The following is a 24,091-nucleotide window of genomic DNA, read 5'->3' on the forward strand; positions in this document are numbered from 1 at the left end:
TTAATAAATAATTATTATATATAAAAGTATTTCTAGATTTGACAAAAACAATAATTAATTACATAATATTAATAACAGAATTTTTAGAATAAAATAAACTGGATTAAGTTATGGAGTTGATCAAATGACTCAAAAACCATATATTGAAAGATCTCACGAAAGATGTAAAAAAATGGGCGTAGACTATACTCGGGTATATAGCTCAAAAATATTAAAAGATGCAGAACTGCAAAAAAAATTGGAAGAAAACAGTGAACTAATTATTACTGCGGGTCCTTTTATGGAGCAGTTATATAATTTTGTTAAAGGCTCTGGCTTCTTGGCAATATTAACCGATGGAGAAGGTTGTATTCTTAATGTCACAGGCGATGAAGATGTTTTAGATATTGCCTTTAGACTGGAAATGGTACCAGGAGCTTATATGAATGAAGAACATATAGGGACAAATGCTATGGGAACAGCTTTAGAAGAAGGCTACCCCGTTCAAGTTTCAGAGGAGGAACACTATATTTTGGCTTATCATCGTTGGACTTGCTCAGCAGCCCCCATTAGAAATCTGAAGGGGGAAATTATAGGGACCCTAGATTTAACAGGCCACAGCAGTTTAGTTCATTCCCATACTTTAGGAATGGTAGTGGCTGCTGTAAATGCAATTGAAGAAATGTTTAAAAATAATGAAATAAATAACAAGCTAGTTGTTGCAAGAACATCGATTGAAACAATTATTGACTCCATCGCAAATGGTATCTTTACGGTGGGACAAAAGGGATACATCAAGACTGTAAATAAAGCGGCAGAAGAGATGCTAGGTTATACCCAAGAAGAAATGGTAGGAATGAAGATCAACTATATATTAGAAGGATGGCGGGGAATTCAAGATAGCGTAGCAAGAAACATTAGTTATTTAGAAGAAGAAGCCTACTTAAAGGGTAAAAAAGAGAAAATACATTGTATATTAAGTGGGTATCCAATTTTAGATAATGCTGGAATAACCCAAGGGGTTGTTTGTGTAATTAAGGAAGTTAAGAAGGCAAAAAAACTAGCCAACAAAATGCTTGGAAAACAGGCAGTATATACCTTTGACAATATAATAGGGCGAAGTGAACGCTTCTTAAAAATATTAAACTATGCTAAAAAGATTGCTAATAGCCCTTCAACTGTTCTAATTACAGGGGAAAGTGGTACTGGAAAGGAAGTCTTTGCCCAGTCTATTCATAATTATAGTAGCAGAAGAGATGAGCCCTTTATCGCTTTAAATTGCGGGGCCTTACCAAGGAATCTAATTGAGTCCGAACTCTTTGGTTATGATGAAGGAGCCTTTACAGGAGCTAAAAGAGGGGGGCAGTTTGGTAAATTTGAGTTAGCCGATGGAGGAACCCTTTTTCTAGATGAAATAGGGGAGATGCCCTTAGATATGCAGGTGCGTTTATTACGGGTTTTAGAAGAAGGGACCCTTTTCAGAATTGGTGGAAATAAAGAGATTGCAGTAGATGTTAGAATTATTGCGGCAACAAATAAAGACCTTAAAAAGGAAGTTGAAAAAGGGACCTTTAGAAAAGATCTTTTCTATAGGCTTAATGTACTTCCCCTTAAACTATTACCCTTAAGGGAAAGGAAAGATGATATACCCCTATTAATAGATTTTTTTATGACGGTAAAGGCCTTAAGATTAGGGAAAACTTCAGCTAATTTGCCTAGTCATATGATTCAGAGACTGGTTGAATATCCGTGGCCAGGAAATGTTCGTGAATTAGAAAACAAGGTAGAGCATATTATTAATACAGACAATAGCAGTTTGATATGGGATCTATCAGAGCAAACAGCAAGCAATACAACCACCCATAATCAGTTCAACTGTTTTCAAGAAGAAAAACTAGAGGATGTTGAAAAAAGGCATATTATAAATCTGTTAATTAAGTATGATGGAAATATAACAACGGTAGCAGAAGCACTAGGAATTGGTAGAAATACCCTATATCGTAAAATTAGCAAGTATAAAATTGATTGTTCTAATTTGGAACACTGTTCTAATATGGAACAATGCAAAAATCAGTATCTGTTCTAAAATAGAACGATTATCTAAAACCACCCCAATAAGAGGGTGGTTTTTTTTATGAAATATAATGAAGGATAGCTGTGTAATTATTGCAATTAGATAATTTTAAAATGTTGTAGTAGGACAAACAGCGATAACAGGAAGATGGCATAATATTTGCAATAATGTTAAGTGAAATAAAATTAAAGCAAGGGGGATTTATATGTACGGTTATACTGGGAAAGTTTTAAGAATTAATTTAAAGGAAAATACTATTCAGACAGAAGCCTTAAACATGGATTTGGCTAAGAAGTATATCGGAGGAAGAGGACTAGGTGAGAAGTACTTAATGGATGAAATCGATCCCAAAATTGATGCCCTAAGTGCAGAAAATAAACTGATATTTGTATCGGGTCCCCTAAGTGGTACACCTACTCCTACTGGCGGTAGATATATGGTAGTTACAAAGTCACCATTAACAGATACTGTTGCCTGTTCAAACTCTGGTGGTCGTTGGGGAGCAGAGCTTAAAATGGCTGGCTATGACATGATTATTATTGAAGAAAAATCTGATAAGCCTGTATATATTAACATTAATAATGATGAAGTAACAATTAGAGATGCTGCTCATCTATGGGGGATGACTACTTCAGCTGTTACAGAAACTTTATTAAAAGAAATTGGAGATCCTAAGGTTAAAGTTGCTAACATTGGGCCAGGTGGAGAAAACTTATCTAAAATAGCAGCAGTTATGAACGATATTGATCGTGCCGCTGGAAGATCAGGGGTAGGAGCAGTAATGGGTTCTAAAAACCTAAAGGCTATAACTGTTAGAGGAACAGGTAAACCAGCTGTTGCAGATCCAGATAAACTAAAGGAAGTTGTATCAAACTGTAATAAAAAAATAAGAGAAAATGGTGTTACTGGCCAAGGTCTTCCAACTTACGGAACAGCGGTTCTTGTTAATATTATTAATGAAAACGGTGTATTTCCAGTTAATAACTTCCAAACTTCTACTTTTGCAGCTGCAGAAGAAATTAGTGGGGAAACTTTAGCAGAAAAGTACCTAGTAAAACGTGTAGGCTGTTACGGTTGTCCTATTGCTTGTGGTCGCCACTGTAAGGTTGATGACTTAGAAGCTGGTGGTCCAGAGTATGAGACAATTTGGGGCTTTGGAGCAGATTGTGGCGTATCTGATTTAGGTGCAGTAATAAAGGCAAACTACTGGTGTAATGAAATGGGTATAGATACGATTTCTGCATCAACGACCATTGCAGCAGCTATGGAGCTATATCAAAAAGGATTTATAAAAGAAGAGGAAACAGCTGGTGTACCGTTAGAATTTGGTAATGCAGAAGCTGTTATTGAATGGACTAAGCGAATGGGTCTAAGGGAAGGGTTGGCTGATAAGTTAGCAGACGGCTCCTATAGACTATGTGAATCCTATGGCGTACCAGAGTTATCGATGTCAGTTAAGAAACAAGAATTACCAGCCTATGACCCTAGGGGAATCCAAGGTCAAGGGTTAGCTTATGCAACTTCTAATAGAGGTGGATGCCATGTAAGGGCTTATCTAATTTCACCTGAAATATTAGCATTACCTGAAAAGTTAGACCGTTTTGCATTAGAAGGAAAACCAGAATGGGTTAAAATTTTCCAAGATTTAACCGCAAGTATCGACTCTTTAGGTTTATGTTTATTCACATCCTTCGCAATGGGGCCACAAGATTATGCTGATATGTACAATGCTGTTTGTGGCACAGACCACACTGCAGAGTCTATACTAGAGGCAGGGGAAAGAATTTGGAACCTAGAGAAATTATTTAACTTAGAATCAGGGTTATCAATAGCTGACGACACCCTTCCGAAGAGACTGTTGGAGGAAGGTATTGTAGATGGGCCATCTAAGGGTAATGTAGCTAGATTAGGTGAGTTATTACCAGCATACTTCAAGGCACGTGGTTGGGATGAAAATGGTGTACCAACAGAAGAAAGACTAGAAAAGTTAGGTATGTTAGCTACAGCAACTGAAGAGGCATAGGCAGTTTTATAAAAGGTATGATTAATATTAAGAAGAGCTTCTTTGGAGGCTCTTCTTAAATAATAAAGAGGGGAAAACTATGAAGGAGTATGGATATGAAGTAAGTTATATAAAAAATAAGACCATTAAGAAAATCTATCTTGAGCTAACGGATCGATGTAATTTAAATTGTACGATTTGTTATAGAAGAAGCTGGGACAAAGCCTTTCAAGATATGGAAGATGAGACCTTAAATAAGGTATTAGAAAACATTAAAAACTTGGAGGGACTAGAAGAAATTGTACTGGGTGGAATTGGAGAACCCACATACTATCATAATATAGAAGGGGTTTTAGAGGAACTGAAAAATTACAATCTTCATGTTACAACTAATGGAACCCTTCTAAAAGATAGCTTAATAAATAAGTTAGTTGAAACTACCTCTAATATAACCATATCTGTAGACGGAGTAGAAGAATATTATCAAAATATTAGGGGAGTCCCCTTAAATGGTGTTATTGAGGGAATAAAAAAAATACAGTCCCTTAAGAAGGCTAAAGGCAAAACTCAGCCTAATATCTATCTGCAGTTTGTCTCTTCAAAAGAGAATATAGAAAGCCTATTTCAAGTCATCGACTTAGGAAAAGAATTAGACTGTAAGGGTGTTGTTATATCTAGCTTAATTCCCCAGACAATAGAGAATAAGGATAAAATATTATATAGCATAAATGAAAATAAGGAAATGAAGGAACTATGGCATAAAGTAAGGAATTATGGACTAAGAAAAGGTGTAAGTATCTATTTACCCGAAACCCATTTGAAGACAGAACGAAGATGTAACTTCATAGATCATATTACCACCTATATTACGGCAGCAGGGGATATCATACCCTGTTATCGTCTATCCCATGATTATGAGGAATACGTTTTTGGAAGGAAAAAGCAAGTGAAAAAATATTCCTTTGGCAATATAAAGGAGGATACTTTATTAGATATTTGGAACTGTCGGGCATATCAGCAGTTTAGATATATGGTTCACAATAATTTATATCCATCCTGTATGGACTGTGACTTGGTGGAAGGATGCGAATTTCCTAAAACAACAGAAGATGACTGCTACGGTTGCCAACCTTCCTGTGCAGATTGTCTATGGGGAAGAAAACTTGTAGTATGTCCATAGGAGGTGAGGAAGATGGAAATAAAAGTAAGGCTGTTTGCCACCCTAAGAGAAGGTCGTGGAAAAGAACTGATGTTAGACTTGGGGGATGTGGTAACCCCTAGAGAGATTATCAAGGCACTAAACATCGAAGAAGAGGAAGTAGCCATATTATTAATTAACGGTAGAGATGGAGAACTTGATACTTTATTAAAGAGAGATGATGTAGTTTCAATATTTCCTCCAGTTGGAGGAGGGTAATTCTGAAGAATTAAAGGCTAGTATTTGCTAGTCTTTTTTTGTTGACTTTTTTTATTAACTCCTGTACCGTATTCATTAAGGAGGGGATATAATGAGAAAATTTACAATAATAGAAAAAATAAAGTGCTTTATTTTAGACCATCCATATATCCCAGATGAGTTTAGACAAAAGAAAAAAGGCCCATTACTGCTTCATATTAGTGATACACCTTCAAATATTTTTCCATTCATAAAAAAGCTCCTTCAAGAAATTAATCCACAATATATTGTGCATACTGGGGATATCGTAGACAATATAAAGTTGGAAACCGATGAAAGACTGTTGATAACCTATATGGAAGAGCTTGAAAAAATTGTAACTCTTATAGAAGAAAATAGTAATGCTAAAATTTATTATGCTATAGGAAATCATGATGACGAAGAATCTTTGAAGAATTATATGAAAAAAGGGTATGTAATAAAAAATGGCATCGTAAATATTGAAGGATATAAGTTTTATATAAATCACTATCCAGATCAAATACCAAAAGGTGTAGATTATTATTTATTTGGACACAATTTTAGTCCTCATTATCAAAAAAACCAACACATCGGATTAAATGGTTTAATAAGCGTTAATATTATTGATTTGGAGTCTAGGGAGATACACCAAATCCAATACCCTATAGCAACCAACAGATTTAGAAGGATGGAAAAAGGTAAAATATCAATATAGATAGGGGGATTTTAAAATGCTATTCTTAAGGATGGGTCCACGTTTTTTATTTATTCGATCAGATGAAATTGAGGAAGTCAAAAATTTTCTAATTAACCATTTAGAAGGTTTAAACATCCAATTACCGGGTGGATTAGATGTGGCGACTGAAGATAGTACACTATGCTTTCTTACAGAGCCAAATAAAGAAAAAACACTGGTAGAAGATGCAAAAGAAATTATTTTAGTTAATGAAGTTTCATCAGTATGCCTATCAGAAATCATTAATAGCCATATTGAAAAGTGGGTTCATCGGGTAGATATGGGCCCTTCATGGATGGTTATGAGGGTGGCAGGAGACGAAAAAAAGATAATGCATCGTTTAGTAGAAGATTTCCAAGGGGAGTTGGTTAATTGGGAAGATGGAATTTGTAAAGGGGAAAAGGGCGATACCCTATTAACATTAACCCATAAACCGATCAATTCAGTTTTAGGTGAGAAGGATTTGATTTTTCCAATTATCCTATTACCTCATCCCGCAAGCCAAATCTATAAAAAATTAAGGATAGAAGGAACAAGGTTTATTACCCAAAATTTGAAAGAAGGACAATGGTATGAATTAAGGATCAACATTTATGATTCTAGTGGAAAGTATCAAGAAAACTACGACAGATTAATTCATATCTTATCAAAATTAGAATTAGGAATGATATTAGGTGAAACCTGGACAAAAGACCATGCCTTAGCATTGTTTTCAGTCTTGGCATACCAAATACGTCTATTTACCTACTGCACCCCCCATGAGATTAAGAAGATTCTTATGGGACTAGAATATACCCTTGAAGGATACCGATTAGTCGATTATGACCTTTATTACCGAAATAAGAAAATATCTTGGGTAGATATAGAGAAGAAAAAGGGTAAGAGAAGAAAAGTTGATGAAAGTAAAATATATAGAGAAGAACTCTATACTAAACTAACTTCAAAGGATATTCAGTTTTTAGAGTCAATAGAAGAAAAATTAACATAAAGAAGGGCTAGCTTACAATCGCCATAATCTCCATAATGTATTTTAACATAACTTATCACTAAATTTTTTGGAGGAAGGCTTTCTTCATATTGATTAAGTGTAATGGTTTTAATGGTTATTTTGATTATCAGTTTGTGAAAGTTGATGAATGCTTGATTAGAAAGTCAAATTTTAATCTCCAAAGGAATAAAATTCTATGTTATATACAAATTAAATGGGTATATACATAATAGAAAGGATAGAATGAAATGGAGGTTATAGGTATGAGGTATAGATGGCTAATAGAAAATAGAATTTCTACAAGAGACTTTCAAGAGCTGGCTGTAGATCGAGATAAGTTTCTACAGTTAATCAGCTATAGTGGAGAAATTGAAGGTTTAATACCAGAAATTAAGACCCAATTTATTTTTATTGCAGATGGGAAGAAAAAGACAAAATACTTAGAAGGCAAAGTTGGCTATGGTGGACACCTTGTAACTGCCCCTCATTATGTAGGTTTAGTTAGTGAAGTTAAGCCGCAACACTTACAAAATGCCAGCTATCAAATGGAAGAACTATTGTTAAAAGCAACAGAGTTAGACCTTGGAAGCTGTTGGCTCTCCATAGAGGACGGAGATAAACTAAAAAAGCATCTAGATCTAAACATTGATGGTGAACTTGTGGCATTAGCAGCCATTGGATACCCCAAACTGCATAAACCCTATACTCCAAAAAGCACATCAACAAGAATGGCCCTTCACGAATTTGTTTACTTTGAGAAGTGGGGCACAAAACCTATAACAGAAGATATCGAAATGAGAGGTTTAGCTAACATTCTATACCATACAAGAATGGCTCCATCATGGAAAAATCAGCAACCTTGGAAATTAATCATAGACGGAGAAGAAATCATCCTTGTAGTAGGAGGAGAAGATGTACCAGAGAAAAATCTTTTACTAGATTCTGGGATTATGATGCTCTATTTGGAGAGAATTTTCAATGAGGCTGGCTTCAAGGTAAAATGGCAACTTTATGATGATGACTTAAAAGAAGACTATGAAAAATATTGTATTCCTGATAATTATAGAATTATAGGATCCCTATATATTTAAAGCAACTAACCGAGGTATACCTTGGTTAGTTGTTTTTTGTGGAAAAATATCAAGGTCTATAGAGAATTAAATAAAGAGGGAGTAAAGAAAAAACAAGTTGGGAAAAATAACAAACAAAAGCAAAAGAAAGAGGTGGCATAATTGAAAAAGGTAGTTATATTGCTTTGTTTGTTTTTTTTATTAGGAAGTGTAAATGGTTGTAGACCAAACGCCCGAACCATTAGACAGCTAGAAAAAGTAGATGAAATGGAGGAATTTCAAGACTACAGTGGATTTAGAACTGAGGACGGTCGTTTTTATTTCACTGCTATGGTGGAGGGGGAGTTTAATGTATATTCAATAGATATTGAAACAAGAGAAGTTAATCAATTATTTACTCAAATTGATCAGTATGACTCCTTTATACCATTACAAGGGCTAGGGGCAGTTTATGTAGACCAAGAAGGTGTGTTATACTATAAAAATCAAGGGGAAGAGATTATCATAGACCGCGATATCAGTGGTTTTAATGGACCCAATGTTATTGTATCTCTCAATCGTGACAGAGTTTTATATACAAAAGGAGACCATCAGACCTCAGATTTATATCTATATATTTTCCAGCAAGGAGAACCCCAAATGGTGGTCAGTAACATTTCACAAGATGCCTATAAAGATTTTTACTTTATTACCCAATGGGCCAATAATATAGACTACTTTATCTTCGACAAAGATGTATATAATGCTGAAGGTCAGCCCCTCTTCTCATTAGAAGCCACCACTACAAAGTGGGCTCCTAATGATGAATTTATAGCCTATATACAAATGCCCGAAAATCCAGATGAAAAATCTATCATTATAGGGGATTGGACGACATATATTGGAGATAAATTAGTTCTTTTTAATTTAGATACAGGAGAAGAAAAGGTTATATTAGAAAACCCTGATGGATTAATTGATCCCATCGACAGTATTCAATGGAATCAAGACAGCAGTAAGGTAGCCATAATCGAGGGAGAAATAATCCTTATAGAAAATGTGTTAGAAAGGATCGATTATCAGCAAATTAGTGTTTACGACATTAAAAATAGTGAAATTCAAAAGGTTGAAGATATTAATCAAAACTTCTATGAAATGTTATTTAATGACTATATTTATTCTAAAAGCCTAGGGACGAAAAACCCCCTTCATATTATTCCCATCGATGGAGGGAAAAGAAGAAGTTATGAAGAACCTATAATTCTTAATAACAGGAGCATGTTTGTTATTCGAAGGGAAGAAATAGGCTACTTAATTGATGGAAGAAGATTAATTGAAATAACGTCAAATGGTAAAGAAAGGCAGATTCTAGAACTTCCATGGGAGCCTATTGCTATGTTTTTAGAAGATAAACACCAGAAATTAATTCTGATTAATCGTAATTTAGAAATGTTTTTATACTCAACCACCTCCAGATCTTGAGGTGGTTGATTTTTAAAAACTGGTTAAAAGTAATTTAAGATAGTGTTTTCTTTAAGTTGCTAAGGGTATTAATATTAGTGGCATAATTTATTGTTAATTTATTTCGACATTCAAAATAAAAATAATTATTAAAAAGGATTTTTGGTAGAAATAGAGTATAATAAAAAGAATAAGATTGTAAATCCAGTAAGGTGGGAGTAGAAATGGTAGAAGAAAATAAAATTGATAAAATTGTAAGTATTTTACGTAAAGGCGAAAAACGTCAAGGAGAAGAAGCGATAGGAGTAGAATTTGAGCATATTATTGTAGATGCGGAAACCTATCAATCAATGAACTTCTATGAAGAAAAAGGGATAGAACATATTCTAAAACAACTTCAACATAAGGGCTATAGCCTAATAAAAGAAGCTAATTACCTTGTAGGATTAGAAAAGGAAGAGGGAGTAATTACCCTTGAACCAGGTGGACAATTTGAATTAAGTACTCCAGCTACTAAAGAACTAAGAAGAGTTGAAGAACTGTATATCAAGTTTTTAGTAGATCTAATCCCAATTTTAGATGATCAAAATCAAAAGTTACTTGCCTTAGGGTATCATCCAAAGACTACGATTAAAGAAATTCCCTTTAATCCTAAGAAACGCTACGAATATATGTCTAATTATTTAAAGGAAAAAGGAACCCATGCCCATAATATGATGAAGGGGACAGCAGCAATACAGGTGGCAATAGATTATATTAGCGAAGAGGATTTTATTAAAAAGTTCCGTGTAGCTAACTTTCTATCGCCTATCTTAGCTATGATCTCCGACAATTCCCCCATATTCGAAGGAGAAGTTTATCATCAAAATAGTATTCGAAGCGTTATATGGGAAAACACAGATAAAGAAAGAAGTGGCATTGTAAAAGGGGTAATGGACAAATCTTTTGGTTACCGAGAATACGCTCAATATATTTTAGATGTACCGCCAATTCTTTATATAAAAGATGGAAACTACCTTCCAACCTATGAAAAACTAACCTCCCAAATAATGGAGGATAGTGATTTGACTGACCTTGAAATAGAGCATTTATTAACCATGGTGTTTCCAGATGTAAGGGCAAAGCGATACATTGAAATTCGAATGGGAGATTCCCTTCCCTACCCATTAAATCTAGCTTTTGTAGCATTGATTAAAGGGCTATTCTATCATTCTGCCAATTTAAATACCCTGTATAATAGGTCATTAAGTATTACAGATGAAGAACTTAATAATTATAAAAACCAAATGATTGAAAAGGGATTTAATGCAGAATTCCAAGGTAGTGATCTTCATTCTGTTTGCAAGGAACTCTTCCTTCTTGCTGAAAAAGGATTAGATTATGAGGAAAAAGCCTTCTTGGCCCCTTTAAAAGAAATTATAAACCAAAGAAAAAACCCTGCAATCATTTCAAAGGAATTAATTAAAAGTAAGGGTTTAGAGGGGTTAGAGTGGACAGCATTAAATCATATAATAAGGAGGGGACACGATGCAGGCAAAGAAATTATTTAATACCTATCAAGACTATGTTAAAGAAGACTTAAAAGAATATAAAGAAAATTATGAGAGGGTATTTCAAGAGGTAGAAGATTCTCCAGCAAAGTATAAAGGAAAACCAGTAGAGTTTTTATATCAACCTATGTTTTTTACTGATGTTGAAATAGATCGGTTTAGAGAACTTACAGACCAGTTAATGGTAATCTTAAATAAAGTAATAGATGAGTACATACAAAACCCTGCTTTTAGGAAACATTTTGGCTTTAGCCCCCTATTAGAGAAGATGATTTTAAAGGATCCTGGTTATGACGTAAATGTTCCCATGGGCCGTTTCGATATATTCTACCACTATGATACTGGCGATTTTCAATTTTGCGAGTTAAATGCCGACGGTTCATCAGGAATGATTGAACAGAGAGAGTTACAGAAAATTATTGAAAAATCCAAAGCAATAGAAGACTTCAGCGGTCAATATCAGGTGGAGGGTTTTGAACTTTTCGATAGCTGGGTAGAAGCCTTGTTAAAGAATTATAAAGAATACAGTAAAAAGGATGTAAAGCCTCAGGTGGCAATTGTAGACTTTTTTAAAGCAGAGCCCCCAAGTGAGTTTATAGAGTTTCAAAAAGCCTTCGAAGCTAAAGGATGTCCAACGATCGTTGTAGATCCAAGAAATTTAGAGTATAGAGACGGTAATCTATTCTATCAAAACTTTAGAATAGACTGTGTATATCGAAGAACTGTAACGTGGGAAATCATTGAGCATGCCGAAGAGGTAAAGGCTTATATAGATGCCTATTTAGATGGTAATGTGTGTTTTGTAGGGCCCATCAGATCACAAGTGATTCATAACAAAGCTGTTTTTGCAATCTTACATGATAAAGAAAAAACGCCATTTTTAACGCCAGAAGAGAGGACCTTTGTAGAAAGACATATACCCTATACCTCCTTCTTCGATAACCAGAATCAAGGGGTGGTAGCCTATGCATTAGAAAATAAAGACAAATTAGTTTTAAAACCAATGGATCGTTACGCTTCTAATGGTGTAAAAATTGGAGAAGACTACTCCTTAGAAGAATGGAAAAAAATCATTGAAGAAGAGGCTGTAGAAGAGTATTTATTACAGGCATTTTGTAAAGTTCCTAAAGCACCAATGGCAAGGTTTGATAGGGAAGATGTTAAGTTTATAGACCATAACTATATCATTGGGCTGTTCATGTATAATGGTAAGATGCAAGGGGTTTATACCAGAACAGGTACCCATAACATTATTGGTAGTATTGTAGAATGTTTTACAGTACCAAATTTCTTATTTAGAAAAAAATAATATATAAGCTAGGTGAAGGCGATTGAAAAACATAAGAATGTTAATCGAATACGATGGTAGTCGATATAAAGGTTGGCAAAGATTAAAGGATAATGATCAGACAATTCAAGGAAAACTAGAAGCTGTGATCAGTAAAATGGCAGAGACACCTATTGAAATTATAGGTTCTGGAAGAACCGATGCAGGGGCCCATGCCCATGGACAGGTGGCAAACTTTAATATTGATAGTAACTTATCCTTAAAAGAAATGAAGGAATACATTAATCACTACCTGCCACAGGACATTGTAGTGAAGGAATTACAACAGGCTTCCGACAGATTCCATAGTCGTTATCATGTATCCGGAAAAAAATATAGTTATTATGTATGGAATGACCCAGTTCCTTCAGCTTTTCAAAGAAAGTATAGTTATTACATTCCTGAAAAACTGAATATTGATGCCATGAAAAAAGCAGCAGAAAAATTAATAGGCACCCATGACTTTCTACCTTTTTCATCTTTGAAAAAGACTAATAAATCTACAGTGCGAACCATCAAGGAAATAAGTATTGAGAAAAAAGGAAGTCAATTAGTATTTAGTTTTGTAGGAGATGGGTTTTTACATAATATGATTAGAATTATCGTAGGAACCTTATTAGAAATAGGACTAGGGAAAGAGAATACTAGTTATATTGACCATATTTTTAAAGAGGGAAGAAGGGCAGTTGCTGGAGACACAGTGCCAGCACAGGGGCTTTTTCTGATGGAGGTTTATTACGACTAAATATGTAGAGTAAGTTAGCTAAGAATTAATATGTATAGCTGAAGAAAAGCTATTGGATGATACTAAAATTAATCCCATAGCTTTTCTTTTTTTGTGCATCGTACGTGTAAAGATCTAGTTAAATATATGTACATACTTCTAGATGTAAGTTTCTTTTTAGAAATACTTGTCAACAATAAGGAATGATATTAATATTTATTAATTTGTCACAAGAGCAGTCTTTAAGAGGAGGGAGTGAAATAAATGAATGACTATATCCTTGTACTTGTTCGAGTAATAACCATTATGTCCCTATTACTACTTGTTAATTTAACCTTATCGGGAAAAAGATTAATTGGAGAACTGCCAGTTTTCGATTTTCTAGTTATTATAACAATGGGCTCCATAGTTGGGGCAGATATTGCAGATCCCAGTATACATCATTTGCCAACGGCCTTTGCAGTGGTAGTCCTTGCCTTGTTTCAGTTTCTTGTAAATAAATTAATTATTAAAAATAGAAAATTTGCTCGACTAATCACTTTTGAGCCTACTTTGGTAATGGAAAATGGTAAGTTCCTTAATCAAAACATGAAGAAGATTAGATATAGTCTAGACGAAATTTTAATGATGCTTAGAGAAAAAGAAATCTTTGATCATGAAGAGGTGCAATATGGTATTATTGAGTCTAATGGTAAACTAACTGTATTAAAAAAAGCAGATTTTAATCCATTAACTCCAAAGGATATGAATATCAATGTAGATGAAAAGGAGATTCCAGCCGTAATAATTATTGAAGGAAAACTAGACTATGCCAGTATTAGAAGGTTGGGGCTAAGCCCCCAATGGGTGATGGAAGAAGTAAAAAACATGGAGTATCAAATCACAAATATATTCCTTGCTACCTATACCAAAGAGAGGGGAATTATTGTTTCTACCTATAATCATTCCAATGGTAATATAAATATACAGCACTAGTACTATTTACATAAAATTAATAGCTAGAAGTATTAGATTCATGTATAATAAAAGTAATAACATTTGTGAGGATGATGCCAATGAAACTAAACTTAGATAAACATTATTTTAAATATTCGTTGTATGCCTTCATTGCAGTTGCAATGTCTATTATCTTTTATCAATTGTTAGACAACCTTGGTTTATACTTTACAACCTTCAGAAGTGGCTTTAATGTTGCTAGAAAAATTTTGAGCCCCTTTATTATAGGAGCATCTATTGCCTATCTTTTAAGCCCAGGAGTAAGATGGTTTGAGAAAAGGCTATACGCTCGTTTTAGATTTATTAAGGAACGACCAAAGCTTCATAGGTTATTAAGCGTTGTTACAATGTATTTCATATTAATTAGCTCCATAACAACTTTAATACTATATATCGCACCTCAAATTGGCAATAATATCAGCAATATAATTGAGAGTATTCCAGACTATATTGTATCTACAAATAAACTAATCAGTAACTGGGTAGAAGAGTTAGAGAGTATCAGTACATTTAATGTATCTCAGCAGATTAATGTAACCATAAGCCGGATATTTACAACAACACAAGATATGTTAGAAGATATTCTAGATAATCTAGTAGCCAGTTTACTGTCAATTTCATCTGGTCTACTAAATGCTGCAATAGGTTTGATTGTCTCTTTTTATCTTTTAATGGATAAAGAATCCTTTAAGCTTGGCAGTCAAAGAATGCTAAGGGTAGTTTTTAAAGAGGAAACCGTCGAAAGATTTAAATCCTTTGGTAGAGAAGTAGATGACTTGTTTGCTAAGTTTATTGTTGGAAAATCTATAGACTCTTTTATCATTGGCGTTCTTTGTTTTATAGGTTTAAGAATAATGGGAATCAGATATGCCCTATTAATTAGCGTCATTATTACTGTTACCAACATGATTCCATACTTTGGACCCTTCATTGGAGCGGTTCCAGCAACAATTATTACCTTTTTTGATAATCCAGTAAAGGCCCTTTGGTTGGTCTTATTTATCTTGGCACTTCAACAATTTGATGGTTTAATACTTGGCCCTAAAATTTTGGGGGATAGTGTTGGGGTAAGCCCCTTCTGGATTATATTTTCAATAGTGGTTGGTGGAAAATTATTTGGTGTTATAGGAATGTTTTTAGGAGTACCAGTTATTGGGATTATAAGACTTGTGGTTAACCGATTTATCGATCAACAATTAGAAAGAAAAAATATTCGCTTACAAAAAAGTAAGGTAGGGTAATAAAGCGGTCTCAAGTTAAGTTAAATAATAAATGTAAAGTTAATAATAAAAAATGATGAGGAGAACGCTTTTTAAGTGATTCTCCTTTTATTTTGGAGTTTCTTCACCTAAAGTCATTATTTAAATCTTCTGTGGGAAGCTATTATACTAACTTCAAAGGGACAAATGTCCTTTTATTTTTAATTTGATTAAAACTTATTGATAATAATTATCTATTATAATATAATTACCACGAGTGATGCTGAGAATAAAAATCAAAATCATTCTCAATATTAAAATTAAATTAATCATTCATTATACCATAAGGAGAGGATACATAATGTTCAAAAAGAAAAAAATTACTATCATGATGTTAATAGCAATGTTGGTTGTCGCTTTTACTGCCTGCAGTACAGATACAACTCAGCCACAGGATCAAGGAGACGTGGCCCCTAATGAAACGAAAGAGTTAGTAGTGTATTCAACAAGAAATGAAACCTTTGTGCAACCCCTTTTAGATAAATTTGAGTCTGAAACAGGTATTAAGGTTTTAGCATTACATGGTGGTGATGCTGTTATTAATAAAATTAAAGAAGAAGGTAGAAATGTTCAAGCAGATATCGTGATTTCAAATGATATTGGGGCATTAGAACATTTACGTCTAGAAGGTTTTCTACAAGGATACGAACCAAATGGTATAGAAGCAATTGAAGAGAGATATATCGCTGAAGACATGTCATGGTTTGCTTTATCAGCTAGAGCAAGGGTATTTATGTATAACAAAGATTTAATTACTGAAGAGGAAATGCCAAAGTCAATACTAGACTTAGCTGATGAAAAGTGGAAAGGTGAGTTTGCCATTACAAGAGGTGGAAATGGTAGTATGATCGCCCATATATCTGCTCTAAGAAATGAATGGGGAGACGATAAAACCTTAGAATGGTTAGATGGTGTGAAGGAGAATGCTGGCGCAATTACTCAAGGACATGGAGATGTTCGTAGAGCAGTTGGAGCAGGAGAATTTAAGTTTGGATTAGTAAACAATTACTACTACCATCAACAATTAAGAGAGCCTAATGATAATAATGTAGGTGTAATTTATCTTGACCAAGCAGAAAATGAGATGGGAACCGTTGTTAATGCAGCAGGAGTAGGTTTTGTAAAGGGAGCTCCAAATGAATTAAACGGACAAAGGTTCTTAGATTGGATTCTTCAACCAGAAAATCAAAGAGAATTTTCTTATGCTTCGCTGGAGGTACCAATTAACCCAGCTATCGAAGCTGTTGGAGAAGCAGCTAAAATATCAGACTTCAAGGTACAAAGTATGCCTTTAAGAGAGTTAGGAAAAGTTTGGGCAGATACGAGAAATCTTATTGAAAGATCAGGCTTAGACTTAGAAATCAGATAGTTTATATAACACTAATGAAAAATTAGGTGATCATGATGAATAATGGATTTTTAGAAGAAAAAAAGCATAAAAGAGAGATTCAGGTTCGAGGATTCCTTCGAACCTTCTTCTCCATTGGGATAAACTTTTGGAACAGAATATGGAGGGGTAACGCGCCAGATTTTCCCCTTTTTATTTTTGCCTCAGTAACATCAGCGTTAATGGGATTACCAATTATTTATGTAATTTGGCGTTCGGCTTTCGCAGGAAAAGACCGATGGGTAAGACTTTTAGATACACGAATACCAACACTACTATGGAGCACCTTAAGTTTAGGCGTTATCGTTACTATTTTTGCCCTTATTATTGGGGTTTCTTTAGCCTGGTTGGTACAACGTTGTAATATTCCAGGAAGAAAAGCCATGCAGTGGTTATTGGCTCTTCCTTTAGTTATACCACCCTATGTGGGGGCCGTAACCTATATTATTATACTTGGGCCTAGGGGTTGGATCAGGGACTGGTTTGGAAGTAGCCCTTTTAACATATATTCTTTTTGGGGTGCGGCTTTTGTTTTGACTATGTTTACCTATCCTTATGTATTTTTAATTACTAGTGCTGCCCTTAAGAAAATGAATAGAAGCTTTGAGGAAGCAGCCCGTGCCCAAGGACTAACAAGCTATGAAATTCTTTGGAAAGTAAACTTACCTTTATTAAGACCAGCCATTGGTGCTGGTGCAATCTTAATATTTCTATACGTCTTATCGGACTTTGGTGCAATCGCAATGCTAAGGTACAACACCTTTACTTCTGCAATCTATTATCAAATGGGTAGTTATGATAACCTATCAGCGACTGTATTAAGTATGGTGTTAATATTAGTAACATTAATAGTGTTATGGATTGAAGCTAGGACAAGGAAAAAACAAAAATATTACCAAACAACTAAAAGCTATAAAAAACCCCAATTATATCAGTTGGGTTTTTGGAAAGTACCAGTTTTACTTTATATGTTAGCAGTTTTCTTTCTTTCAGTAGTGTTACCTATTACGGTATTAATTTACTGGTCAAAATTAGGTATTGAGGCAGGTGCATTAGATCAAAGATTTTGGGCCTATGGATGGAATAGTATTAAGGTTTCGGGATTAGCTGCACTAGCCTGTATGGTGTTAGCTTTACCAATTGTTTACTTAAAATCTAGATATAAATCTTATTTTACCATTTTTATTGACAAGCTTAGTTATTCTGGTTACGCACTGCCAGGTGTAATTATTGCTTTAGGAATGATTTTTATATTTAATCAATATATCCCTTGGCTATACAATACACCGACATTGTTGGCTATTGCCTATGTCATAAGATTTCTTCCTCAATCGATGCAGTCGGCGGATTCTTCATTAAATTTAATTTCACCTTCCATCGATGAAGCGGCTAGAAGTTTGGGGTTTGCCCCATTAAAGGTTTTGTTTAAGGTAATTATTCCATTGATCACACCAGGAGTATTAGCTGGGGGGGCACTGGTATTTGTTAGTGCCATTAAAGAGTTACCGGCAACTCTATTATTAAGACCACCTGGGTTTGATACGTTAGCAGTAAGGATATGGGTAGAAACGAGTGAATCGGTTTATCACTTAGCTGCACCGGCGGCATTATTAATCATTCTTGTATCAATTGTTCCCCTTAAGTGGATGTTAAGCAAATATTAAAGGGAGGAAATATATATGTATGATATACAACTAATTGGAGTCAGTAAAACCTATACTGGATCAAACGAAGCTGCAGTAAAAGAGTTAAGTCTTAATGTAGAACGAGGCTCTATAGTAACATTACTGGGGCCTAGTGGATGTGGGAAAACCACCACCCTTCGATTAATTGCTGGTTTTGAACGGGCCAATAAAGGACAGATTATTCTAGCTGGTAAAACTGTTAGTGATAAAAATACATGGATTCCAGCAGAAAAAAGAGGAATTGGTATGGTCTTTCAAGATTATGCCCTATTCCCTCACCTTAATGTTTTTGATAATATTGCTTTTGGATATAGAGAATCAGATAAAGTAAAACGTGTATTAGAGGTTCTAGACCTGGTAGGACTTAATGGATATGAAAAAAGATATATACACGAGCTTTCAGGAGGACAACAACAAAGAGTGGCTTTAGCTAGGGCATTGGCTAGAAGGCCTGCAGTAGTATTGTTGGATGAGCCCTTTAGTAATCTAGATGCCGATTTAAGAGTTGCTATGAGGTTAGAAGTAAAACGAATCATTAAAGAGGCAGGTGCAACAGCCATCTTTGTTAGTCATGATCAAAAAGATGCCCTTGCCATATCCGATCAAATTGTTGTTATGAGAAAAGGTATTGTACAGCAAATCGGAACACCAAGAGAAATCTATCAGTATCCCGAAAATAAATTTGTAGCTTCCTTTGTTGGCCAATCAAACTTAATTGAAGGAGTAATTGGAAATGACCTAAATACTGTGGTTACTTCTTTAGGGACTATACCTTGTCAACATACCCACTGTCTTTGTGAAGGTGAAGAAGTCTGCATTTCAATAAGACCCGACAGCTTAGAAATGGACGAAAATGGTCATATAGAAGGAACTGTAATACAATTTACCTATACAGGGGAGGCCATTGATGCTGTTATAGCCCTTGACCAATCGGATGGAACATCTCAGAAATTATTAGTGCATATACATCCAGAAGAAAATATTAAGATTGGTGACCATTTAAGGTTTAAAATATTACCTAACTTTGTTGCAGTCGTTAAAAATGAGTAGTTAAAAAATGACTATTCAAAATAAGTATTCTTTATTAAATAAACCCGTTAATCCTAGCACTTGTGTTGTAATAACTAGGAATGACGGGTTTATTTGTTTGACTATTACTCTTTTATTTCACTTCTTTAATCCCTTCGGCCTTCCCGTAAGAACGATAATTTAGATACGCTCCCGATAAGATAAGGGTAATACCTACTAAACTTAGAAGATCGGGAATCTCTTGCCACAAAATAATTCCTATAAAAATGGAAAACATGGTATTACCATAAGAGTAAATGGATAGGTCACCAGCTTCAGCATACCGATAGGCATAGGTCATTAAAAATTGAGCCGTTGTTGCAAAAATTCCTACAGAAATTAAAGCTAAAAACTGAAGGGGGGTTGGCATAACAAACTGACCGAAAAATGGGATAGCACTTACGGTAGAGAAGGCAGTAAAATAAAAAACAATAACTAAGGGGCTATCACTTAGACGTAAATGTCTAATAAGTGTATAGCCTAAAGCAGCAAATATAGCAGATGCTAGACCAATAAGAGCAGGAATAATAGCAAAGTCCAATTGCGGTTTAACAATAAAGATAACTCCTGCTATGGCAAAAAAAATTGCAGAAACTTGCTGTTTGCGTATTCCTTCCTTTAAAAAGACTGCTGCCAGTATTAAAACAAAGAAAGGGTTCATCTGATTTAAAACAACAGCATTGGCTAGGGGAAGTTTAGCTATGGCATAGAAATATAGAAAAACCCCAAGTAGCCCAAAAATAGAACGATAAAGTAAATAACGCTTATTGTTACCTACAAAACTCTCTTTAGATTTAAAAATGAGATAAGCAGAAACCCCGAGACCAATAATATTTCTAAAAAATACCTTTTCCATCGTAGGTAAGTCACCAGCCAATTTAACAGAGGCTGCCATTAATGCAAAAAATAATGATGATAAAATCATTAACAAAATTCCTTTATTTCTCTGTTCCATAAAAATCCTCCTAAATACTAAGATTAGATAGACATAACTATTATATTATAGCAGATGGTATATGAAATTTAAAATCAATTGAAAATTAATCTTGTTTTATAATCAATAGAAAAGTGCTACTTTAATTTATCTTTTTATATAAAAGAACTCTGCGAAATAAATAAGTTTAAAATAAGAAGATAAGCAATTTCCTCAGTTAAATATATTGTGTAAGCCCCTTAGTTTATTCACCTAAAGTCGTTCTTTAAATCTTCTAAAGGAAGACTTTGTTATGATACCCCTATTAAAATTGTCCTACACTTTTAATTGAAGAAATTGAATAAAACCTTAGCTATAATTAATATTAGACTTGTAAAATTTAAGTTAAGAACACTACAATAAGATCATAAAAAAAGTCGTAAATTAAAAGTAAATCGAAGCTTCAAAAATTCAGAATCGTAATTATAAAATATTAAATTTCAGACTAAATAACAATATTTAGAGTCAAAATAATAGTACAATGTAAGGGAGGTGCGTCAATGAGCTTATGGCGACCAGATAGAGTATATTTTGAACCAGCAGCAAAGGAGACCATAATCGGTGAAAGAGTTAAAAAGTATTGTGTAGACAATGATATCCCCATACTTGAAACAACTTCCCATAATCAAGTAAGAGACCTACCAGGGAAAGACGACAAAGCAAAATATGCTGCAGCAAAGAAAACATTAATCGTAGGAATGAAGAGAAGCTTGAAATTAGATGTTTGTCGACCCTCTGCCGATTATCAATTTTCTCTAATGACCAACTGTCCAGGAACATGTGAGTACTGTTATTTGTTCACAACCCAAGGGAAAAAGCCCTTTGTTAGAGTTTATGCTAACCTAAGTGAATTGTATGAAACCATAGACGAATACATTAAAAAGAAACTTCCCCATGCTACAGTTTTTGAAGCTGCCAGTACGGGCGATCCTTTAGGTGTAGAGCATATAACGGGAAGCCTAAGGGATACAATTATCCACTTTGGTACCCTTCCAAGAGGTAAGCTAAGGGTAGTTACAAAATATGCTAATGTAGATAGCCTATTAGATATACCCCATAATAACCATACACGTTTTAGATTTAGTATAAATTCAAATTATGTTATTAAAAATTTTGAACATAATGTATCAAACCTATGGGATCGATTAAGGGCGGCAGGGAAGATGGCACAGGCTGGTTACCCATTAGGTTTTATAATCGCTCCTATCATATTACATGATAACTGGAAACAAGAGTATAAAGAACTTATTGATGAGCTATATAATCATATTGGTGCTAAAAAAAGTATGATTACCTTCGAACTAATTCAGCATCGATTTACTATGAATGCAAAAAACATTATTGAAGAAAGATATCCTAACAGTAAATTAGAGATGGACCCTGAGAAAAGGGATAAAAAATGGGGTAAATATGGCAGAACAAAATATGTTTATCCAAAGGACGATGCCCTAGAAGCCAAAGAATACATTACTAGCTTAATAAAAGAAAAATTTCCCCATGGTCATATTCAATACTTCACCTAAGATAGTGCCGCTTATGCGGCACTTTTTTCGTATTTAACTTATAAAAGTAACAAAAACGGAAATAGAAAGAATCGTATAAAAATATGGAGTATTTCAATAATAAATTGCTATAAGGTTGAAAAAGGAAAAAATTTGTAGTAAAATAGTATAATAGGTAACTAATACCTCATTAAATAAATATAATGGTTATAAAGTGGACTAACTTATTCTATGGAAATTAATGAGGCTATACTGGCGTATACAAAATAATGTATACGTTTTTAATAACAGAGTCGAAGGGAGAGGATTGGATGAAAAAGAAAGTTTCTGTTGTAGTCGCTACTATTTTAATATTGGCAGTATTAGTAGGTTGTTCACCAGTAGAATTAGAGATGTATAGGTTGACTAATGAAATTAATAGGCTAGACAGTACTAAGGTAAGTGGAGAAATTGAAATATCAATGTCAGGTAGTATTATTGATGTGCTAGAATTGCTTAATCCTGAATTTAAACAAATGTATGACTTAACTCAAAACTTAGTGATAAGATATAGTGGGCAAAGTTCTTTATCCCAAAATAAAGCTCATTTAGCCTTTGAGTATAAGACGCAAAAGGATGGAGCCTTTAAGCCTTTAACAGAGATTATTGTAGATCAAGACATACTCTACATTAAAGTTTCAGAAATAGGAAATCTAGTAGTAGACCAAGTGGCTAATAATGATGATGTAACAGCTCAATTAATAGAAGGATTTTTAGTAGATACTGACTATATTAAGATTGACTTAAAAGAACTTGATGAAAACTACGTTAGTGACCAAAAGAGGCTGGTAAAAATAAATGAATACTTAAGTGAAGGATTAATAGAAGCCTTCGACGGTTTTGAGTCAGGTATAGTATATAAAGAAGGCAATAAATACATATACGAATTAAAGGCAAAAACAGTATTTTCATTACTTGAAGATGTATTAGTATATATTTTAGATAATACAGAGAAAATTGCTAATGCCATAGGCAAAACTATTGATGGTATGGATGATGGGGATTATCAATATCTAGTAGAGAGCTTTGGTTACAACAACTCAAAAGAAGTCTTAAAAAAGGATATTAACAAAGGGTTTTCGATGCTATTAGAAGAGCAGGATACAATCCTTACTTCATTTGAAGAGTTTAATCACGAGATTAATCAATCAGGTGTATTAGAAAAGTTGGGAGAAACAGGTATTAAATACTCACTAGAAAAAATTGATGCAAAATCCTATGGTGTAGAACAAGAAATTACCATCGACTTTAAAGACGAAGGGTCAGACCTACTGATTAAAATTAAGCAACAAGCTAAAATTGAGGCAGTAGACAGTGTAGACATTAAAGTACCAACAGAAGGGGTACTAGATCTTTTACAAGAGTTAGACTTTGGAAATATTGTATTCGATGATTCTAATTTCTTCCTGCTGGTAATAGAAGTTGAAGATGGTTCTTATGTAGGAGTATCAGCAACTGATGGCTATGAAGGCACTATAGATATTCATGTTAGCGATAACACCACCTATTTGCCATTAAGGGCTATAGGAGAGATTTTAAATGAAGATGTTAGTTGGAATAATGATAAGAAGGTACCCTTTGTTACAAAAGGAGACACTGTTATTGAATTGACTGGAATTGTTGTGGAAGGTCGTAGTTACATTAAAGTTAGAGATTTTGAAAAATTAGGTTATATAGTTGATTGGGTACCAGAAACAAAAAGTGTTGTAATAATGGCCCAATAGAGTTACGTTGAAAAGATGATAGGTTGATTTTTAGGGCAGGTATTCTACTAGAATACCTGCTTTTGTCGTTATTAGAGTTTTTACATGTATTTAACATGAGTTTAACAAAGGGCTAATCTAATGGGAAGTTAAAATCGTTATATTGTACTTA

General features: G+C 34.1%; 19 protein-coding genes. 18 read left to right on the top strand and 1 reads right to left on the bottom strand.

Annotation, left to right across the window (positions count from 1 at the left end):
• Positions 1-124: 124 nt before the first annotated feature.
• From T335_RS0107015 to T335_RS0107090, 16 genes are all read left to right on the top strand, one after another.
• Complete coding sequence (locus tag T335_RS0107015; protein WP_026476908.1) at positions 125-2,065, top strand: sigma-54-dependent Fis family transcriptional regulator; 1,941 nt, start codon at positions 125-127, stop codon at positions 2,063-2,065.
• Positions 2,066-2,258: 193 nt separating this feature from the next.
• On the top strand, positions 2,259-4,076 hold the full coding sequence (locus tag T335_RS0107020; protein WP_026476909.1) for an aldehyde ferredoxin oxidoreductase family protein: 1,818 nt from the start codon (positions 2,259-2,261) through the stop codon (positions 4,074-4,076).
• A gap of 79 nt (positions 4,077-4,155) precedes the next feature.
• Positions 4,156-5,235, top strand: a complete 1,080-nt coding sequence (locus T335_RS0107025) for a tungsten cofactor oxidoreductase radical SAM maturase (RefSeq protein ID WP_051569186.1) — start codon at positions 4,156-4,158, stop codon at positions 5,233-5,235.
• A 12-nt stretch (positions 5,236-5,247) separates the two neighbouring features.
• Positions 5,248-5,472 (top strand): MoaD/ThiS family protein, encoded by a 225-nt coding sequence (locus tag T335_RS0107030; protein WP_026476911.1) that lies wholly within the window; start codon positions 5,248-5,250, stop codon positions 5,470-5,472.
• Between the two features lie 91 nt (positions 5,473-5,563).
• Positions 5,564-6,187 (top strand): metallophosphoesterase, encoded by a 624-nt coding sequence (locus T335_RS0107035; protein WP_051569187.1) that lies wholly within the window; start codon positions 5,564-5,566, stop codon positions 6,185-6,187.
• Between the two features lie 16 nt (positions 6,188-6,203).
• Entirely contained in the window at positions 6,204-7,196 is a 993-nt protein-coding gene (locus tag T335_RS0107040) for a hypothetical protein (RefSeq protein ID WP_026476913.1), read from the top strand.
• 263 nt (positions 7,197-7,459) lie between these two features.
• Positions 7,460-8,287 carry a nitroreductase family protein gene (locus T335_RS0107045; RefSeq protein ID WP_026476914.1) on the top strand — a complete coding sequence of 276 codons (828 nt, stop codon included), beginning with the start codon at positions 7,460-7,462 and terminating at the stop codon, positions 8,285-8,287.
• A 141-nt stretch (positions 8,288-8,428) separates the two neighbouring features.
• Positions 8,429-9,727 carry a hypothetical protein gene (locus tag T335_RS0107050; protein ID WP_026476915.1) on the top strand — a complete coding sequence of 433 codons (1,299 nt, stop codon included), beginning with the start codon at positions 8,429-8,431 and terminating at the stop codon, positions 9,725-9,727.
• A gap of 203 nt (positions 9,728-9,930) precedes the next feature.
• Entirely contained in the window at positions 9,931-11,256 is a 1,326-nt protein-coding gene (locus tag T335_RS20115; protein WP_034327934.1) for a glutamate--cysteine ligase, read from the top strand.
• Entirely contained in the window at positions 11,234-12,565 is a 1,332-nt protein-coding gene (locus tag T335_RS0107060; protein ID WP_026476916.1) for a glutathionylspermidine synthase family protein, read from the top strand. The genes T335_RS20115 and T335_RS0107060 overlap by 23 nt, the downstream gene beginning before the upstream one ends.
• Before the next feature lie 22 nt (positions 12,566-12,587).
• On the top strand, positions 12,588-13,328 hold the full coding sequence (gene truA / locus T335_RS0107065) for a tRNA pseudouridine(38-40) synthase TruA (RefSeq protein WP_026476917.1): 741 nt from the start codon (positions 12,588-12,590) through the stop codon (positions 13,326-13,328).
• A 243-nt stretch (positions 13,329-13,571) separates the two neighbouring features.
• The gene (locus T335_RS0107070; protein WP_026476918.1) at positions 13,572-14,282 is read left to right on the top strand and encodes a DUF421 domain-containing protein; all 711 of its coding nucleotides are present in this window, start codon (positions 13,572-13,574) and stop codon (positions 14,280-14,282) included.
• 80 nt (positions 14,283-14,362) lie between these two features.
• Entirely contained in the window at positions 14,363-15,544 is a 1,182-nt protein-coding gene (locus tag T335_RS0107075) for an AI-2E family transporter (protein WP_051569188.1), read from the top strand.
• A 319-nt stretch (positions 15,545-15,863) separates the two neighbouring features.
• Positions 15,864-16,931, top strand: a complete 1,068-nt coding sequence (locus T335_RS0107080) for an extracellular solute-binding protein (protein WP_026476920.1) — start codon at positions 15,864-15,866, stop codon at positions 16,929-16,931.
• A 35-nt stretch (positions 16,932-16,966) separates the two neighbouring features.
• The gene (locus tag T335_RS0107085; RefSeq protein ID WP_207640649.1) at positions 16,967-18,613 is read left to right on the top strand and encodes an ABC transporter permease; all 1,647 of its coding nucleotides are present in this window, start codon (positions 16,967-16,969) and stop codon (positions 18,611-18,613) included.
• 15 nt (positions 18,614-18,628) lie between these two features.
• Positions 18,629-19,684, top strand: coding sequence for an ABC transporter ATP-binding protein (locus tag T335_RS0107090; protein ID WP_026476922.1), 1,056 nt, complete (start codon positions 18,629-18,631; stop codon positions 19,682-19,684).
• A gap of 112 nt (positions 19,685-19,796) precedes the next feature.
• On the opposite strand, the gene T335_RS20120 is transcribed toward T335_RS0107090, so the two are convergent.
• Complete coding sequence (locus tag T335_RS20120; protein WP_034327938.1) at positions 19,797-20,657, bottom strand: DMT family transporter; 861 nt, start codon at positions 20,655-20,657, stop codon at positions 19,797-19,799.
• A 518-nt stretch (positions 20,658-21,175) separates the two neighbouring features.
• Here T335_RS20120 and splB point away from each other — a divergent pair.
• The gene (gene splB, locus T335_RS0107100; protein WP_026476923.1) at positions 21,176-22,198 is read left to right on the top strand and encodes a spore photoproduct lyase; all 1,023 of its coding nucleotides are present in this window, start codon (positions 21,176-21,178) and stop codon (positions 22,196-22,198) included.
• A 290-nt stretch (positions 22,199-22,488) separates the two neighbouring features.
• On the top strand, positions 22,489-23,940 hold the full coding sequence (locus tag T335_RS0107105; RefSeq protein WP_026476924.1) for a copper amine oxidase N-terminal domain-containing protein: 1,452 nt from the start codon (positions 22,489-22,491) through the stop codon (positions 23,938-23,940).
• The last annotated feature ends 151 nt before the right edge of the window (positions 23,941-24,091 follow it).

The sequence above is a fragment of the Alkaliphilus transvaalensis ATCC 700919 genome (assembly GCF_000621485.1).
Taxonomy (GTDB): domain Bacteria; phylum Bacillota; class Clostridia; order Peptostreptococcales; family Natronincolaceae; genus Alkaliphilus; species Alkaliphilus transvaalensis.

Bases quoted from the DNA above. Each gene is read 5' to 3' on its own strand.
- T335_RS20115 (WP_034327934.1), top strand. From the start codon at position 9,931: ATGGTAGAAGAAAATAAAATTGATAAAATTGTAAGTATTTTACGTAAA.
- T335_RS0107060 (WP_026476916.1), top strand. From the start codon at position 11,234: ATGCAGGCAAAGAAATTATTTAATACCTATCAAGACTATGTTAAAGAA.
- T335_RS0107035 (WP_051569187.1), top strand. From the start codon at position 5,564: ATGAGAAAATTTACAATAATAGAAAAAATAAAGTGCTTTATTTTAGAC.
- T335_RS0107075 (WP_051569188.1), top strand. From the start codon at position 14,363: ATGAAACTAAACTTAGATAAACATTATTTTAAATATTCGTTGTATGCC.
- splB (WP_026476923.1), top strand. From the start codon at position 21,176: ATGAGCTTATGGCGACCAGATAGAGTATATTTTGAACCAGCAGCAAAG.
- T335_RS0107085 (WP_207640649.1), top strand. From the start codon at position 16,967: ATGAATAATGGATTTTTAGAAGAAAAAAAGCATAAAAGAGAGATTCAG.
- T335_RS0107070 (WP_026476918.1), top strand. From the start codon at position 13,572: ATGAATGACTATATCCTTGTACTTGTTCGAGTAATAACCATTATGTCC.
- T335_RS0107080 (WP_026476920.1), top strand. From the start codon at position 15,864: ATGTTCAAAAAGAAAAAAATTACTATCATGATGTTAATAGCAATGTTG.
- T335_RS0107045 (WP_026476914.1), top strand. From the start codon at position 7,460: ATGAGGTATAGATGGCTAATAGAAAATAGAATTTCTACAAGAGACTTT.
- T335_RS0107040 (WP_026476913.1), top strand. From the start codon at position 6,204: ATGCTATTCTTAAGGATGGGTCCACGTTTTTTATTTATTCGATCAGAT.
- T335_RS20120 (WP_034327938.1), bottom strand. From the start codon at position 20,657: ATGGAACAGAGAAATAAAGGAATTTTGTTAATGATTTTATCATCATTA.
- T335_RS0107020 (WP_026476909.1), top strand. From the start codon at position 2,259: ATGTACGGTTATACTGGGAAAGTTTTAAGAATTAATTTAAAGGAAAAT.
- T335_RS0107030 (WP_026476911.1), top strand. From the start codon at position 5,248: ATGGAAATAAAAGTAAGGCTGTTTGCCACCCTAAGAGAAGGTCGTGGA.
- T335_RS0107105 (WP_026476924.1), top strand. From the start codon at position 22,489: ATGAAAAAGAAAGTTTCTGTTGTAGTCGCTACTATTTTAATATTGGCA.
- T335_RS0107025 (WP_051569186.1), top strand. From the start codon at position 4,156: ATGAAGGAGTATGGATATGAAGTAAGTTATATAAAAAATAAGACCATT.
- T335_RS0107090 (WP_026476922.1), top strand. From the start codon at position 18,629: ATGTATGATATACAACTAATTGGAGTCAGTAAAACCTATACTGGATCA.
- T335_RS0107015 (WP_026476908.1), top strand. From the start codon at position 125: ATGACTCAAAAACCATATATTGAAAGATCTCACGAAAGATGTAAAAAA.